Source organism: Brevibacterium picturae, from assembly GCF_900105045.1.
Taxonomy (GTDB): Bacteria; Actinomycetota; Actinomycetes; order Actinomycetales; family Brevibacteriaceae; genus Brevibacterium; species Brevibacterium picturae.
This window is the reverse complement of the sequence record NZ_LT629739.1, coordinates 3,409,723-3,425,821: the sequence shown is the minus strand read 5'-3', so window position 1 is coordinate 3,425,821 and position 16,099 is coordinate 3,409,723. Positions and strand designations below refer to the sequence as shown.

General features: G+C 62.9%; 17 protein-coding genes and 2 tRNA genes. 12 read left to right on the top strand and 7 right to left on the bottom strand.

What is annotated here, in order from left to right:
• Positions 1 to 3: 3 nt before the first annotated feature.
• Both BLT92_RS15645 and BLT92_RS15640 read left to right on the top strand, forming a co-directional pair.
• On the top strand, positions 4 to 1,251 hold the full coding sequence (locus BLT92_RS15645; RefSeq protein WP_092107030.1) for a M20 family metallo-hydrolase: 1,248 nt from the start codon (positions 4 to 6) through the stop codon (positions 1,249 to 1,251).
• 77 nt (positions 1,252 to 1,328) lie between these two features.
• Positions 1,329 to 1,703, top strand: coding sequence for an antitoxin (locus BLT92_RS15640; RefSeq protein WP_092107028.1), 375 nt, complete (start codon positions 1,329 to 1,331; stop codon positions 1,701 to 1,703).
• Positions 1,704 to 1,709: 6 nt separating this feature from the next.
• Here BLT92_RS15640 and BLT92_RS15635 read toward each other — a convergent pair whose 3' ends face one another.
• Positions 1,710 to 2,450, bottom strand: a complete 741-nt coding sequence (locus BLT92_RS15635) for a hypothetical protein (RefSeq protein WP_092107026.1) — start codon at positions 2,448 to 2,450, stop codon at positions 1,710 to 1,712.
• A gap of 2 nt (positions 2,451 to 2,452) precedes the next feature.
• Positions 2,453 to 3,304: a hypothetical protein gene (locus tag BLT92_RS15630; protein WP_157691475.1), complete on the bottom strand. Its 852-nt coding sequence runs from the start codon at positions 3,302 to 3,304 to the stop codon at positions 2,453 to 2,455.
• Positions 3,305 to 3,497: 193 nt separating this feature from the next.
• On the opposite strand from BLT92_RS15630, the gene BLT92_RS15625 reads away from it, so the two are divergent.
• Positions 3,498 to 4,817, top strand: a complete 1,320-nt coding sequence (locus BLT92_RS15625; RefSeq protein WP_092107022.1) for a glutaminase — start codon at positions 3,498 to 3,500, stop codon at positions 4,815 to 4,817.
• Positions 4,818 to 4,921: 104 nt separating this feature from the next.
• A complete protein-coding gene (locus BLT92_RS15620; protein ID WP_092107020.1) occupies positions 4,922 to 5,740 on the top strand; it encodes a siderophore-interacting protein in 819 nt (272 codons plus the stop codon).
• Between the two features lie 21 nt (positions 5,741 to 5,761).
• On the opposite strand, the gene BLT92_RS15615 is transcribed toward BLT92_RS15620, so the two are convergent.
• From BLT92_RS15615 to BLT92_RS15600, 4 genes are all read right to left on the bottom strand, one after another.
• On the bottom strand, positions 5,762 to 6,685 hold the full coding sequence (locus tag BLT92_RS15615; protein ID WP_092107018.1) for a dihydrodipicolinate synthase family protein: 924 nt from the start codon (positions 6,683 to 6,685) through the stop codon (positions 5,762 to 5,764).
• A complete protein-coding gene (locus BLT92_RS15610) occupies positions 6,682 to 7,545 on the bottom strand; it encodes a ribokinase (protein WP_092109488.1) in 864 nt (287 codons plus the stop codon). Before BLT92_RS15610 ends, BLT92_RS15615 begins: the two co-directional genes overlap by 4 nt.
• A 71-nt stretch (positions 7,546 to 7,616) precedes the next feature.
• Complete coding sequence (locus BLT92_RS15605) at positions 7,617 to 8,045, bottom strand: organic hydroperoxide resistance protein (protein ID WP_092107016.1); 429 nt, start codon at positions 8,043 to 8,045, stop codon at positions 7,617 to 7,619.
• Between the two features lie 192 nt (positions 8,046 to 8,237).
• Positions 8,238 to 8,310, bottom strand: a tRNA-His gene (locus BLT92_RS15600).
• Between the two features lie 223 nt (positions 8,311 to 8,533).
• Here BLT92_RS15600 and BLT92_RS20945 point away from each other — a divergent pair.
• The 7 genes from BLT92_RS20945 (at position 8,534) to BLT92_RS15570 (ending at position 13,499) form a co-directional block, all read left to right on the top strand.
• Complete coding sequence (locus BLT92_RS20945) at positions 8,534 to 8,965, top strand: hypothetical protein (protein ID WP_231938875.1); 432 nt, start codon at positions 8,534 to 8,536, stop codon at positions 8,963 to 8,965.
• Complete coding sequence (locus BLT92_RS15595; protein WP_231938874.1) at positions 8,875 to 10,233, top strand: hypothetical protein; 1,359 nt, start codon at positions 8,875 to 8,877, stop codon at positions 10,231 to 10,233. The genes BLT92_RS20945 and BLT92_RS15595 overlap by 91 nt, the downstream gene beginning before the upstream one ends.
• A 109-nt stretch (positions 10,234 to 10,342) precedes the next feature.
• Positions 10,343 to 11,974: a hypothetical protein gene (locus tag BLT92_RS15590; protein ID WP_092107014.1), complete on the top strand. Its 1,632-nt coding sequence runs from the start codon at positions 10,343 to 10,345 to the stop codon at positions 11,972 to 11,974.
• A 27-nt stretch (positions 11,975 to 12,001) separates the two neighbouring features.
• Positions 12,002 to 12,727, top strand: coding sequence for an ASCH domain-containing protein (locus BLT92_RS15585; RefSeq protein WP_092107012.1), 726 nt, complete (start codon positions 12,002 to 12,004; stop codon positions 12,725 to 12,727).
• Positions 12,728 to 12,820: 93 nt separating this feature from the next.
• Positions 12,821 to 13,111 carry a DUF3618 domain-containing protein gene (locus BLT92_RS15580; RefSeq protein ID WP_092107010.1) on the top strand — a complete coding sequence of 97 codons (291 nt, stop codon included), beginning with the start codon at positions 12,821 to 12,823 and terminating at the stop codon, positions 13,109 to 13,111.
• Between the two features lie 50 nt (positions 13,112 to 13,161).
• Positions 13,162 to 13,317: a hypothetical protein gene (locus BLT92_RS15575; RefSeq protein ID WP_331712210.1), complete on the top strand. Its 156-nt coding sequence runs from the start codon at positions 13,162 to 13,164 to the stop codon at positions 13,315 to 13,317.
• A 110-nt stretch (positions 13,318 to 13,427) separates the two neighbouring features.
• Positions 13,428 to 13,499 (top strand) — tRNA-Lys (locus tag BLT92_RS15570).
• A 507-nt stretch (positions 13,500 to 14,006) separates the two neighbouring features.
• Here the strand turns inward: BLT92_RS15570 and BLT92_RS15565 are convergent.
• A complete protein-coding gene (locus BLT92_RS15565; RefSeq protein ID WP_092107008.1) occupies positions 14,007 to 14,645 on the bottom strand; it encodes a GntR family transcriptional regulator in 639 nt (212 codons plus the stop codon).
• 203 nt (positions 14,646 to 14,848) lie between these two features.
• On the opposite strand from BLT92_RS15565, the gene BLT92_RS15560 reads away from it, so the two are divergent.
• Complete coding sequence (locus BLT92_RS15560) at positions 14,849 to 16,099, top strand: NRAMP family divalent metal transporter (protein ID WP_172802609.1); 1,251 nt, start codon at positions 14,849 to 14,851, stop codon at positions 16,097 to 16,099.

Genomic DNA, 16,099 nt, shown 5'->3' with positions numbered 1-16,099 from the left:
ACGATGAGCACGATCACGCCCGTAGGCGAACGTTTCGGCTCCGAACTCGCCGAACTCGCAACCCTCGTCGATTCCGAACGTCCGGGCTGGACGAGGCGGGCTCTGAGCGAGTTCGATGTCGCCGGACGCGACTATGCCCGCACCCTGATGAAGCAGGCAGGGCTGGCGACCCGAGTCGACGGGGCAGGAAACGTCATCGGGGTGCTGCCCGGTCGCCTCGGCGGGCAGGAGATCATGCTCGGGTCCCATACCGACACCGTTGACGGCGGGGGCCGTTTCGACGGGATCACCGGTGTCCTCGGTGCCATCGAGGTCGTGCGGCTGCTGCGGGAGAACAACATTCGACTCGACCATGACCTCGTGATCGTGGTCTTCTTCAACGAAGAGCCCAACGACTTCGGCTTCTTCTGCGTCGGCTCCCGGGCGATGACCGGACTCGTCGACCGCACCACCCTGGCCGCCACCGACACCACCGGCCGCAGCCTCGCCGCTGCTCTGCCGGACTCCGGCATCGACCCCGAGGCTTTTCTGGACGCACGCTACGACTTCTCGAAGGTCACCGCCTTCCTCGAACTCCACATCGAGCAGGGACCCGAGCTGGAGCGGATCGGCAAACAGATCGGCGTCGTCGAGACGATCACCGGCATCAACCACTTCAAGGCGCTCTTCACCGGCCGTCAGGACCATGCAGGCACGACCCCGATGGATGTCCGTGCCGATGCAGGGTGTGCCGCTGCCGGCACGGTGCTCGCCGTCGAATCGATCGCCGAGTCAGGGACGAACACTCGCGGCACGAGTGGTCAGATCCAATTCACTCCGGAAGCCGTGAACGTCGTCTCGGCCAATGCCAGTCTCGAGGGCGAGTTCCGCGGCCCTGACGGTTCTTGGCTGCATGAGGCACAGCGCAGGCTCACCGATGCTGCCGGGGAGAATGCTGACAAGCGCGGCGTGCGTGTGGAGATGGAGTGGACGACGGACGATGCGCCCGTGCCCCTGCACGAACCGATCACGTCGACCATCGCCGAGGTGGCCGATGATCTTGGTCATTCCAGGGCCACAATGTTCTCCGGTGCCGGCCACGACGCGGGAATCATCGCCGCCAAGACGCAGGTGGGCATGATCTTCGTTCCCTCACATGATGGCCGCAGCCACTGTCCCGAGGAATTCACCGAACTCGATGACATCCTGCCCGGAATCGAGGTCCTGCTCGAGACCGTGCTGCGCCTCGACGGGTCCACACAGCCGGGTTGAGCACACGGTCAGGCGGGACACAGCCGGAGTGACTAGGGTTTCCGGTGACACGACCTCCATCTGAGAAGGGCCGCATCATGTCATTCGACAAGTACATCAACAAAGCCAAGAAACTGGCCAATGACCCGAAGGTCCGCGAAAAGCTCAACTCCGAGAAAGCGGAGAAGGCCAGCGACTCGATCCTCGACAAGGCCGCAGGTGTTGCCGAATCGCTGACCAACGGCAAGCACACCGAGAAGATCCAGAAGGCTAGAGATGCCGCCGACCGCGCCATCGGCACCGATGGGAACTCGGAGAACCAGCAACCCGAGGACGAACGGGCGCAGGGCGACCAGACTGGCGGACAGTCTGCCGGCGAGCCGTCTCAGGGTGAGCGCCCCGAAGACAGCGGCCCCGGCGAGGGCAACCGCTATGAGAATCGGCGCGATGGCGAGGGCGGACCACGCCCCTGAGAGCCGTCACTTCGTCGAATCGATCTCCGGTTCGATGAGCTCGGCCTCGTCCGCGTCGAGTGTGATCCGCACGACCGCGTCGCCCTCGAGCTCGTCGTTGCCGATGAGCCAGGCATCGCCGGATTTGTGTCCGCACGGTTCGGCGTCCGGTGCCCATTTCTCGCATTCGACCATCATGATCGGTTCCGCCGATGTCACGATCACATCACCGGGAACCAACGGTCGCAGATAGACGGTGACTCCGTCCTCCTCGGCGGCGGTGGGCCCGTGCTCTGCACCCACGGCTGCGCCCGTGACCCGGTAGTCGACAGTGCCTTCATGCTCTCCTTCGGTGAAATCGTGCCGGGCCGAGATGTCGACGGCGTGCACCGTGTGCTCAACGCTCACCTCGGCGGACTGACCGTCCATGGTGATGGCCGGATCCGAGTACTGCGCCCGCAGATAGGGCGGCAGCACGGACTCGGTGTCCGGCAGTCGGAAGCCGTCGTGGACCATGCCGCCGAAGGAGAACTCGAAGCCACGGGCCAGCTCCATGGTCTGGTCGATGTGCACGTCATAACTGCCGTCCGACTCGATCGAGACGGTGTGCGTGGCTTCCCGACCCATATAGGGGTTGGGCACGGCGCTGACATCATCAGCAACGATCGACTCGATGAAGAGGGCCCCCGCGACAACGGCCAGGACGCATGCTCCGGCTCCGGCGGCTCTACCCCAGTGCGAATCGATCCGGTGCAGTCGGCTGCTCATGATCAGCTCCATTTCTCAGGTGCGGCGCTCGGCTCGGCCTGCATGTTGTCCGGGGCGTCGAAGCCGATCGCGTCAATATTGTCGGTCACGGCCCGCCTCCAGGTCAGTCGGGTTCCGTCCTGACCAAGGCTGCGTTCGCGCAAACCGCTGCAATCGTCATCTGGAGTGAAGCTGCGATTGTTCGGAAGACACCGGATCTTCCCTCCGGAGGCCAGAGAGATCGTGCGGATGCTCGTCGCTTCATGCGACCCGTTGGGAAAGCTCAGGGGCAGTGCGAAGAACTCCCGGCCCTCAACCTCGAGGTAGACGTCGTCGAGGACATAGGAGATGTCGATGATATGGCGCCCCGGGGTCCACTGTGAATCCTCATTGGGCGGATTCGAGTTCGTGAACTCATAGATGACGGAGTCGAAGAATGGATCCTCGACCTCGGAATCATCTCGAGTCACGGTGAGGTCGCCCACCTCGACGGGATCGTCCTTCGTCGATTCCTCTGCGGTGCTCAGCTGCACCGCCGTGACATCCGAGACCGTCGGCACCACGAAATACCGTGGACCGTCACGTTCCGACCCGATCGTTTCGCCGCTGATGTACCACTTGATCGGGCGGTCCTCGTTCGCGGTCGCGTCGAAGATCAGACGCTCGGAGATGTGCAGGCTGCCGTCGGTCTGCGGCGCCACGGACAGCGTGATCTCTTCGGGCGTCAGCGCCTGCTGGGGAAGCCGCCGCTTGTCGGGAGGCATATCGGTGATGTCTGTGATCGCCGAGGACACGACGATGACAACGAGGACAATCATCGCGACCCCGGCAATGCTGGCCACGCTGGCGATGACGACTTTAATGGGCTTGGGCATCTTCACACCGTATGTTCCGACGAGACCTGGACATGTGATGATCGAGTGCCAGTTCTGCCACACACTCAGTCTGGTCCGGAGTCGGCGGCTGCGTTGGTCTCCCCACCTGCACTGTTGTGTGTGAGAATAGCACTCGGGCTATCGCCGCCCCGTCCCACGAACAACCGAATTTCTTCACACTGCAGGAGGTGCAATGCGATCGCCTATCCCTGATTTCTTGGACGAGACGCTCGATCGTCACAGGTCAGACCGGTCCGGTGCGAACGCGGACTACATTCCGGATCTGGCCGCGGCCGATCCGGAGAAGCTGGGCATCTGCATCTCCACCCTCGACGGGGTCGAATACACTTCCGGTGACTCGGAGTTCGAGTTCTCGATCCAGTCGATGTCGAAGCCGTTCATCTACGGCATGGTGCTCGAGCAGGAAGGCATGGCTGCGGTCCTCGACATGGTCGGTGTCGAACCCAGCGGGGAGGCATTCAACGAACTCTCGCTGGACAAGATGTCCGGCAAACCGCTCAATCCGATGATCAACGCCGGAGCCATGGTCATCCATTCACTCCTGGGCGAGCCGGGAACGTCGTTGGCCGAACGGATCGAGATCGTCCGTGCGGGCCTGTCCGAGTTCGCCGGTCGTCAGCTGCGTGTCGACGATTCGGTGGCCGAAGGCGAATGGGGCGAGGCCTACCGCAATGTTGCGATCGCCAATATGCTCCGCTCCTACGGCGTCTACACCGACCAGCCCGACGCGGTGGTCCAAGGCTATATCGCCCAATGTTCGATCCTCATCACCACCCGAGATCTGGGCATCATGGCGGCCACCCTGGCGGCAGGCGGAGTCAACCCCATCTCCGGCAAGCAGGTGCTCTCGCCTCGCGTGAATCGGCAGGTGCTCGGCGTCATGATGACCTGCGGCATGTACGATGCTGCCGGCGACTGGATGACAGAGGTCGGAGTGCCGGCGAAGTCCGGTGTCTCCGGTGGAGTATTCGGGGTCCTGCCCGGTCAGGTGGGCATCGCGACATTCTCTCCTCGTCTGGACAAACACGGGACGAGTGTTCGCGGTGCCAATATCTTCCGAACCCTCTCACGCGAGCTGAGTCTGCACATCATGGACGCACCCGAACCGGCGCGCTCGATCATCCGTCGTGACCGTCGCTTCGTCGATTCGCAGGGAGTCATGGTCCGCATCTGCAGCCTCCAGGGCCTCATCCAGTGGAGCGGTGCCGAGAATGTCATCCGGACCATGGACGCACCCGAATCCAATGTCGAGGCCTTCGTCCTCGATCTGCGCCGGGTCAATGAGATCAACGGGGTGGCCAGGCGCATGCTCACCGAGGCGATGAGTCGGCTCGAGGAGGAAGGGAAGCGCATCGCGCTCATGGACCCCGAGGACATGCTGCTGTGCCAGAGTCCGAGTTCTTCCCTGCCCGACGTCGAATACGTCGACTCCCCCAAGGCGCTCAAGGGTCTGCGGCGGCTGCGTGAGGACTGGTCCCAGAGGGCCGTCTGATCTGAGCGCTTGATATCGCTTGCTAAGGTGAGGCTAACTATCCCCAGTGCGCCGAGGTGATTCACGATCTCCTCGGCGCCGACGTTTCCTCAGGAAGGCGCCATATGACGACCCCGACGACACCCCGGAACACCTCTGCCCGACCGCCACGGCCGCAGGCCGTCCTGACCGTGCAGGAGGTCACGGAGATCACCCCGAACCTGATTCGGATCAGGGCCGGTGGTGATGGCTTCGACGCGATTTCGAGCAATGCGGCCACGGACAAATACGTCAAACTCATGTTCGCCGATCCTGCTCACGGCCTGACCCCGCCCTATGACCTGACGGAGCTGCGGGAGAAGAGCCCTGAGAAGCTCCCGCGCAATCGCACCTACACCGTGCGCGAGATCAACGAGGACGAGAAATGGCTGTCCCTGGACTTCATCATCCACGGCGCCGACGGTGTCGCCGGCCCCTGGGCCACGACGGCACAGCCCGGCGACACCGTGGTCATGGTCGGAGCCGGAGGCAAATACCAGCCCGATCCCGATGCCCCGTGGCACCTGCTCATCGCCGACCATACCGCGATCCCGGCCGTGAGCACGGCGCTCGAGGCGATGGACGCCGAGGCGAGGGGCATCGTCATCGCCGCCGTTGAGGATGAAGCGGACCGACAGCTGCCGACACCACCGGCCGGCGTCACCGTGGTCTGGGTCGACAGCGACGACGAGCTCATCGCCGCTGTCCGCGGGCTCGACTGGCCCGAGGGGACCCCACAGGTCTTCGCCCACGGTGAGCGGGGGACGATCAAGACGATCCGACCGATCCTCAAGGAACACGAGGTGCCACGTGAGTCGCTGTCGATCTCTGCCTATTGGGCACGCGGTCGGGCCGAGGACCAGTTCCAGGCCGAGAAGCGCGAACCCATCGGCAAAATCGACTGACGCCGCCTCGCGTGCTCTCGGTCAGTGAAGGTTGAGGGTTTCGACCACCTCGGCGACTCGTCGCTTCTGGGAGTCGGTGAGGCCGAGGATCGGCAGAGGCAGCGATGGCGCGGCGACGAGTTCGAGGTGTTCTGCGATCGCGGCGGTGACTCGAAGGCTGCCGCCGAATTCGGCGAAGAGATCCCACAGCGGTTGGAGATCGGCGGAGAGTTCTGAGGCTCGCTCGGCCTCACCGTTGACGGCGGCCCGGGTGATCGCGAGCATCGGGGCTGGGAGCGTGCCGCCGACTGCCGTGTACCAGGCGTCGCAGCCGGCGTTGAGTCCCGCCGCCCCCAACGCGTCGCCGGAGATCCCGATGCTCACCTGGTTGCCAGTGGCGGCGCGGATGGCCTCGACGTGCGCAGCAAATTCCCGCGGCGACAGAGGGAGTCCGGGGATCTTGATCGAGGCCACACCGTCGAGCTCTGCCAGGCGGGCGTAGAGATCGGTGGTGAAGGTGAAATGCGTGGTGCCAGGATTGTCGTAGACGACGATGGGAAGATCGGTTGCCGAGGTGACCGTGCGGAAGAGTTCGAACACATCGTCCTCGGTCAGCGGGTGGTAGCTCACTGGTGCGAGCAGGAGCCCCTGAGCACCCGCAGCTTCAGCCGCACGCACGTTGGCCAGCACCTCCCGCGTACGCAGGGCGCCGACCCCGACGAACACGGGAGTTCCTGCAGCATGATCGACAGTCAGCTGCGCGACTCGGGCTCGTTCGCCCGTGCTGAGGTAAACATATGATCCTGTCGACCCCAATGCGGTGATCGAATCGACACCGGCTGCGACGAGACGCTCGATCAAGCCCGCATACGCAGCCTCGTCGACCTCTTCGTCACGGATCGGGGTCAGCGGGAACGCACTCAGGCCGGTGAACAATGCGCGGAAAGGGCTAGTCGGGTGTGTCATGTCTCATTCTCTGTGTTAGCTGTCGAGCGCAGGTAGTGCTCGAGTGTGGGGTATTCGGGTTGGGCGGCGGGGTCCATCACTGCGTCGGCCCCCACGGCATTGGCCACTGCCAGTGATCGTTGCCGGGAACATCCCGACGCCAGAGCGATCGTCAGGCCCGCACAGAATGCGTCGCCTGCACCGACGGTGCTGACCGGTCGGCGCGGCAGAGCCTTCGCGAAGGCCACCTGCCGACCGTGCTCGTACAGGGCCGACCCTTTCGAGCCGTAGGTGATCGCCACGAGCTTCGCCTCGTGCAGCTGCGGGAGCAGATCGTATTCGGCTTCGTTGACGATGATGAGATCGGCCCGATCGACCACCTCGGCGGGCAGAGTCAGTGCGGGTGCGGCGTTGATGACGAAACGACCGTGGACGGTATGTGACAGTTCTGTGATCAAATCGAGGGAAACTTCGAGCTGAGTGAGCACTGTCTCGTGTGCCTGGAATTCGCAGTCGGCGATGCTCACATGCGCGTTCGCGCCCTCGCAGACCGCGATCTGATTCTCTCCGTCGGCATCAACCATGATGAGGGCTGTCCCAGTCTCTGAACCGACGATGGCAACGTCATCGGTCCCGACGTCGGCGCTCTGCAGGGCCTGTCTCATCACCGTGCCCGAGGCATCGGAGCCGACGGCGCCGACCATTCTGGTTCGCGCACCCAATCGCGCAGCGGCCGCTGCCTGGTTGGCGCCCTTGCCGCCCGGGCTGTGGACGAGCCGTCCACCGCCGACCGTCTCACCTGCTGCGGGCAGGCGGTGCGTGAGCGCGGTGATATCGGCGTTGATGCTGCCGACGACGGTGAGATCGAGATCAATGCTCATGTGTTCGTCCATAACGCATGTCGGCACCCGGGATGCATTCCTCGGGTGCCGACATGGTCAGAAGCTGATGGTCAGGAGCCGTTGACGACGAGCTCGACCGGAATGTTTCCGCGAGTGGCCTTCGAGTAGGGGCACAGTTCGTGGGTGCGGTCGACGACCTTCTGAGCGGTGTCCTGGTCGACGCCGGGGATGGTCACGGTGAGCTTGACGCTGATACCGAAGCTCTCCCCCTCCTTGCCGATTCCGACTTCGGAGTTGACAACGGACTTCGAGGTGTCGACCCCGAGCTCCTTGCCGGCCAGGCCCATCGCGCCCTGGAAGCAGGCTCCGTAGCCGACGGCGAAGAGCTGTTCCGGATTCGCTCCTCCACCGGGTCCGCCCATCTCCTTGGGTGTGCGCAGGTCGACGTCGACTGCCTTGTCATCGGTAGCTCCGTGACCGTCACGGCCTCCGGTGATCTCGGCCTTTGCGGTGTAGGCAATGCTCTCTGGGGTATTCATAAACCGTCTCCTGTTCGTCGAATCATGATTCACAGATCGGGTCCTTCACGAAGAAGGAACCTGAGACCGAGTATTGTCACTTCGCCGACAGAAGTCCAGGGAATGGCCCTGTGATCAGCTGAAAGAGGAACAGGAATGAGAAGAGCCCCGGAATCCTTGACTGCTCGAGGACTCCGGGGCTTCTCGGTGCGGGGTGAGTAACGGGACTTGAACCCGCGACATCCGCGACCACAACGCGGCGCTCTACCAACTGAGCTATACCCACCACATGCGCTGCACCAGGTGCAGACAGCAAGATACATCCTAACCTCACTCAGGCACCCGGGCAAACTCTCAGCGCTTATGGTGCACAATGAGACACAGATCTCCTGACGTGCAACGATTCAGTAGCGATGTATAACGGTTTCGGTAAAACGGTAGGAGCACCTGATCATATTCAATAGTATTGTCTCGGCCCCATCGTCGATACTGCTCAAGGAACCCTGTACATGGCTCGTGCGCTGATCTCCGTCTCTGAAGACGGGTTCACCTACCTCACCCTCAATGGGGCGACGAGTCGCTACTCCGACACCGGACAGGCCATGACCTACCTTGGCGACTATGCCAGGGAGACTGCGACCCAAGTGCCCGTGACCATCGACGACGGCAAACAGGAAGTCGAGGTTGTCCTCGACGAGACCGGCAAGATCGCCCCCGCCGCTTCGGCATCTTCTGCTCCTCCCACTCCCCCGAGGAACCCACCGCTCCCCCTGAGGAATCCACCTCGTCGGCTGCAGCTGCAGCGCCGAACGAGGACACGTCGGCGGATGGGGCCACGACCGCCTCGGCGATGGGCGCTGAATCCGCTGATCCGTCACAGCCGCAGAACTCACCGCAGAAGGACGACGCCGAGGCGGGGGCCGGGGAGGAATATCCCCTAGGAACCCGGTTCTCCGGACCGGCCGCACCCTCGGCTCCGACGGTGAAGCGGACTCAGGTGAAAAGGTCCCAGGTGCACAAGCGCTCCGCGCAGACCCGACCCCAACAACTCAAGAAGATCACCGTTCCCGGCCTCGTGCTCATCGGCATCGTGATCCTGATGATCGGGGCGTTCGTCATCCCGAATATCGTCCCCGCCGGTTCCCGGGACTCACCGCAGACGATCGAATCGGAGGAGCAGATCAACCCGGCCTCCGAGCTCTCGGTCGAGAAGACCGACGATGTCGTCCCTGGCTTCGACAACTCGCCTCGGTGGGAGACGAAAATCCCCCAGGACGCCTCGGTGACAGCCTCGGATCGCGGCGTGCTCGTCGTCGACGGGGACAAGCTCCAGGTCCTCGACTCCGACACGGGCAAGACTCGATACTCGGGAAAGACCAGCGAAGCCCCCACGTTCGCCGTCGACACGATCATCGACGGCAAGCCCGCACTGCTGTGGCAGGCCGGTGACACGGCCAAGGCCCTCATCGACGGGGAGGACGAGCCCCAGAGCTACGAGCTGCCGGAGAAGGCTCGCATCACATCAGCCGGCACCAGCGTCCTCGTCAAGTCGGGCAACAAGCTGTCCACGTTCGGCACCGACGGTCTCGTCGACGTTCCGACGCCAGCATCAGGGTCAACCCCGATGGCGATCGAGAACGACGAGCTCTTCAGCTCGGACTGGAACGGTCCGGTCAAGGCGAAGAACATCGAGACCGGCGATGAACGGTCCATCAAACTCGAAGCCCCAGCCGATGAACTCCAAATCATCAAATGGGTCTCCGCCGGCCATGGCAAGGCGATCACACTGTGGGGCGAGCAGGGGGCCTCAACGAATTCCGGGCACCGCATCCAGCTCGTCGTCCATTCCCTGGAGGACGGTTCCATCCTGTCGACAGTGACTACCACGACCGACATCGTCGGCGAGATGTCATGGGTGCGCGGCCAGGGCGGAAAGCGGGCCTACATCGGCCCGTACCTCTTCGACCTGGAGTCCGGGCTGCTGCTCATGGACACCTCCAGCAAGGACATTCACCTGTCTGAACCGCGTGGCACGATTGTCCCCTGCACCGTCGACAACGACGACTCCTGCCTCCTGGCCGGCAAGCACGCCTACCGCACGGACACCAATCTGCTGGCACTGACCGATGACGGCAACACCGCCATCGTCGACGGCACCGATTCGACGATCCGGGCCTACGACAAGAAGTCCGAAACGAGCGATAAATAGCCCGTGACTTTCTCACCATTGGCGTAGCCATTAGGATGGACTGCGACGTGCCCGACCGTCATGTCCCCTTGTATGTTTGATGCCGGAGCCCCCACCGCGAAGGAACACAGTGCCAGTCACACACGAGCTCAGCCGCACAGCGGCCGCCCTCGGTACTGCTCTTGCCCTCGTGTTCCTGCCGATCACAGGCACAATCGCTCCCGCTCATGCGGGCCTCTTGCCCACTCCACCTGCTGAAGCCGAGGCATCGAGTACGGCTGATCCCGACGGGTCCCCCGAAGGTGGCGAAGTGGCGACCGCCGACGACTCCGGTGAAACCGACGATGCCGGGGCCGGCTCCACGGACACCGCCGACGCGGATGACAACGCCGGGGCGAATGAGAACCCCGACGACGGAAAAGACGACGACGAGACGGATCCCGCCTGCGACCCTGAAGACGACGCAACCGAGGCAGATGCCGACGCCGACGAGGACAAGCCGTGCGCTGTCGAGGATCCGCTCGACACGACATGGAACGCCTCTAAACACACCATTCGGATTTCAGCATCGGAAGACCTGCCCGACAGCTGGATCGGCGTACCCTTCGAAGGGCCCGGGCCCGACTATCGCGGTGTAGTGCCGCCGCAGAGTTCATCCAGTTCCGCGTCGACGTCTGACTCATCAGCATCTGCTGACGGCGCCGAGGCAGAAGGCGAAACCGATGACAGCGGAAACCCAGTGCCACCGGCGGCCGATGAAGACGTGCCCACCACGTTCATGCTCAATGAGGACGGTGAGGTCGTCGATCCCGACAACCCCGACAACCCCGACGAGCCGATGGTCTTCGAACACTTCGAAGACGACCCGCAGTGGACCTTCACCTCCGACGGCGACAAAATCATAGTCGACGGTGACCCATACACGGACGACAGCGACGGCGGGTCCACGGCCGGCGCGAACTCGGATCAAACTGCTGGCGACGATGGTACGGCTGACAAGAGCGGCACAGACAACGCCGACAGCACCGATGACGGTGCCAACAAGGATTCGTCCAATGACGCAGACCTGACTGCTTCCACCGATTCCGAATCGGATGCAGACGGCACAGAAGCCGACGCCTCTGCCGGCGACACTTCGGATTCCAACACCTCGTCGGACTCGACGAGCGAATCATCGTCAGACTCCGATTCCTCAGACTCAGCAGAGGCTGATGAGAAGGACGCCGACTCGTCGTCGTCAGCCGATGCAGATTCGGCCAAGCAGACCGCGGATTCCGATTCCTCGTCGACATCAGACGGCTCCGATTCCGGCAGCTCGGACGACAAAGGCGACTCGGACAAGGACGACAAGGACTCGGCCGACAAGGACGGTTCCGGATCAACGTCGGGCGATGACGGGCCAGACGGGGATCAGACCACACCAGACCCGGCGACCGGAAATGGTTCATCCGATACACGTGATGAGATTCCAGGTGATGTCGGCAACGACTGGATGCCCGGAAACGACTCCTCCCCTCCTCCTGACTACTCAGATCCGGTCCCGCAGAATCCTGACACTCCTGTGCCCGACGATGACACGGACCTCATCACCGGAGGCAACACGCCGGAGCCTCGCAGCGACAAACCGCCGTCGACCTCATTCGGGGAGTCGATCGTGTCGACCATTTCGAGTTCGTGGCCGATCTTCATCCTCGCCGCCTTCGGCATGGCCGCCGTCGGCTTCATCATCTGGCTCGTCGGACGTCGCAACAAACAGAGCTGAGCCGGTTCGCTGCCTTAAGATCGCAGCATGAACCTCTACGAGTCAGAACTGCAGGTCGTCGCTGCCGCAGAGTCGCTGGCTGCCACCCTGGGCACGAACGAGAACCACACTGTGGCCGCTGCCGCGATGGACACACACGGTCACATCCACACCGGCGTCAACGTCCACCACTTCAACGGCGGCCCCTGTGCAGAACTCGTCGTCATCGGCAACGCGGCTGCCGCCGGAGCGGGGCCATTGGTGACGATCGCAGCCGCTGGGGCTGGCGATCGGGGCCTGCTTTCACCGTGCGGGCGCTGCCGTCAGGTCATTCTCGACCTTCACCCCGACGCGCTCGTCGTCTTCCCCGGACCGGACCCTGCGGCGTCTGCCCAGACCGCTTCGATCTCCGTCCTCCTCCCCTATTACTACCGTCACCCAGATTCGGCACCGCAACGCCTCTTGAGGTTCCACGCCCGGTATTACGACGCCACCGCCTCGGCGAAGAAGACTTTGACGGTGAGGTGGAAAGAGTCCCACTCTCCGGGTCCTGCCCTGGCCTATTTCGAACACACCGACCACGGGCCGCTGCCGGTCGACATCACCTCTGTGGAGACATTCCGGATAGATGAGCTGACGCCGCAGATCCTGCAGCTGAAGCAGGGCTCGAGCGTCGACGGATATGTGTCCAATCTGCACAATCACTATCCGTCGATGTCCGAGGACGCAGAAGTCGACGTCGTGACTTTCCGGCTCTCCGCATCCAATATCTGACACTGAGAGAATCAAGCGGTTAAGCTTGACACGAGGCACAGTGGCATCCCGTCACGTGCATGAATGTATTCTCGACCCGGAGGACATGCCCCGATGACTGACAATGTCTACACCTCAGATGTGACCGTCGACTCAGCGTCACCGACGCAGCTGGCGGAATCGATTCGCCTGCGCGAAGAGCGCATCGCGGACAACATCGATGAACTTGTGGGCCGCGTCCACCCGAAGGTCCTTGCCACTCGCGCCGCCGACAAGGCGAAGTCGACCGTCATCGACGAAGAGTCAGGCTCGGTCAAGCCCGAGGCGATTGCACTCGGCGTCAGCGCCGTCCTCGGCGTGGCGGCACTGATCGTCGGCGTCTCCGGCCGCAGCAAGCGTGGCTGAAGCCGCACTTCCCATCCGAATGCTGCACGACCGGATGCTGCTGGATCCGGGTGAGGCAGGCCAACCTCGGCGATACCGTCCTCTACGACCCTGAGGAGCTCGCCGAGGTGGAGCTTGAGTGCCAGGCGTACGTGTTCCTGCGGGAGCGTGACGTCCACGCGATCTCGGAACCTGCCGAGCAGCCGAGGTCCGGGATGTACCTCTGACCTGGAGGTATGCGAGCTACCTCACAAAACCTCAAATGACCCGCTCTCAGTTTGCATGAAGGCTGGGAACCTGAGTAATATTAATTCTCGTTGCGCGGAAAGCGCGGCACGCACCTCTAGCTCAATTGGTAGAGCAACTGACTCTTAATCAGTGGGTTCCGGGTTCAAGTCCCGGGGGTGCACAGAGTTGAGAAACCGCCGTTCGGATGATCCGAACGGCGGTTTCTTGTTTGTTTTTCCGTCTGCGCTTGGCAGACGACTGACGGCTATTGCTGGCGTCGAGCCGGCGTCCTGGTCGCGGATCGGACCGGTGCCTTGCCTGCGGAACGGGCTCGGCCGTTCATCCGCGTTCTATAGGGCTTGAGCGCTCTTTCTGACACGCCGCAGCCGTCTGCACACTCAAGCATGGGACTCAGATTCGCTTCGTCACCGGGTTCCGTCACAGCTGCGGTGTCAATGAGACGGCCGTAGCAGTCGGGACAGAGATATGGTGCATATTTCATTGCGCACTCCTTGCAGATCGACCACTGTCTGATCTGCCGTTAGACATGCAGGCCCCGGGCCAGCATGGGCGTATGCAATTTGCACAAACACGTCTCTTCGAGCTTAGCAGGTGGGAATCAACGGGCCCTGCGTGTATTTTCGAGGCTGGGCCCTGACTCCTGAGGCGCCGATCGCGGCCGAATCCCTCAGTCCTGGCCAGCCCGGGCATAGGCGCCGAGCACCTGCCGTTCGGAGTCGCCGAGGTAGGCACCGAGTTTCGCGGCCGCCTCCCTCGGGCTCTCATTCAGGTAGGCGTCGAGAACCTCTTGGTTGCGTTCGACGAACGGCGCGTGGAGGAAGTCGAGAACCTCGACCTTGAGAAAGGCCAGGCGCAACTCGGCGAGGACGTTTCCGAACGAGCGCATCAGCCGGGAGCTGTCCGAAAGTGAGACCACGGCATTGTGGAACGACATATTCAGCGTTCCCACTTGCAGCCAGTCATCGGCGGCAGCGGCACTGTGTGCGGTCTCAACTGCTCTGCGCATCTGCTCAGCGCCGGGGTGGTTGTTCGGCGCGTTCTCGAGCACCGAGCATTCGATATGGCGACGCACCCGGTAGATGTCGATGACGTCGGAGGTGTTCGGCGAGGCCACTGAGACCCCACGGTGCGGGATGTGATTGACCAGCCCCTGCTCCCCCAGCACGCGGAAGGCCTCCCGCAGCGTGTTTCGGGAGACGTCGAACTCTTTCGCCAGTGCAGCTTCGGACAGGCGGGCGCCAGGACGCAGCTCGCCGGCGATGAGGCGGCCGGTGAGCTGATTGACCAGGGACGATTCGTGGTTCACGGTTCCATCCTAGTGATCGGGGCAACAAATAGCCCAGAATCGTGAGGACAATTCCTGAACTGAGATGTGATGCAAGTCTATTCTTGTTGAACAATCCATGCTAGATTGTCTAACGTTTCACCGAAAGTGATGGGGGCCACCACCGTGGCTGGTCCCGTGTCGCGCAGAGAAGCAGACCAGACACCAGGCAACTTGGAGATCCCATGTCACAGCCGCAAGATCAAGACACGAAACAACCAGTGAAGGTCAGTCGCAGCGCAATCCTGGGCGCCATCTTCCTCATGGCCACCTCGGCGATCGGCCCCGGGTTCATCACCCAGACGGCGACGTTCACCGCTCAGATGGGCGCAGCTTTCGCCTTCGCCATCTTCATTTCGATCCTCATCGACATCGCCATCCAGCTCAACGTCTGGCGTATGATCACGTCCTCGGGCAAACGCGCCGCACAGCTCGCCTCCAGCGCAATCCCGGGCACGGGCATCCTCCTGTCAATCCTCATCGTCATCGGCGGACTCGCCTTCAACATCGGCAACATCGCCGGCGGCGGCCTCGGCCTCAACGCGCTCCTCGGCGTCGACCCGAAGCTCGGCGGTCTGCTCACCGGCGTGCTGGCCATCGGCATCTTTCTGTTCAAACGCGCAGGCAAGGTCGTCGACACCGTGGTCATGGTCCTCGGCGTTGGAATGATCATCCTCACCGTCATCGTCGCGATCGTCTCCGACCCACCGGTCGGCGAGGCGATCAAACAGAGCTTCCTGCCCGACACGATCAACTTCGCCACCATCACGACCATCGTCGGAGGAAGCGTCGGCGGCTATATCACCTACTCAGGCGCCCACCGCTATCTCGACTCGGGCAAGACCGGACCGGAGCACGTCCCCTCGGTGATGCGCTCGGCACTCTCCGGCATCCTCGTCACCGGCGTCATGCGCTATATTCTGTTCCTGGCCATCCTCGGCGTTGTTGCCTCGGGCGTCGCCCTCGACCTGTCCGGCGATGTCGCCAACCCTGCCGGCCAGGCCTTCGCCGCCGTCCTCGGCGATGCGGGCATGCGCATCTTCGGTGCCATCTTCTGGGCCGCGGCACTGAGCTCGGTGATCGGGGCGGCCTACACCTCGGCGACCTTCCTGTCCGCGTTCTCCAAACGCCTCGACAAGGGCTGGCCACTGCAGCTGGCCACGGTCGCCTTCATCGCCGTGTCGCTGATCGTCTACCTGAGCATCGGAACAGCACCGGCGACCCTGCTCGTCTTCGTCGGCGGATTCAACGGCCTCATCCTGCCGATTGGCCTGACGATCTTCATGTATATCGGCTGGTTCAGACCACAGCTGCTGCGCGTCGACAAGTACCCCAAGTGGTTGCTGATCATCGGCACCACGGCAACACTGGTGATGTGGTACACGGCCGTTGAGTCGGTCGGGCCCATCTTCGCAATGATCGGAATCGGAGGGTGA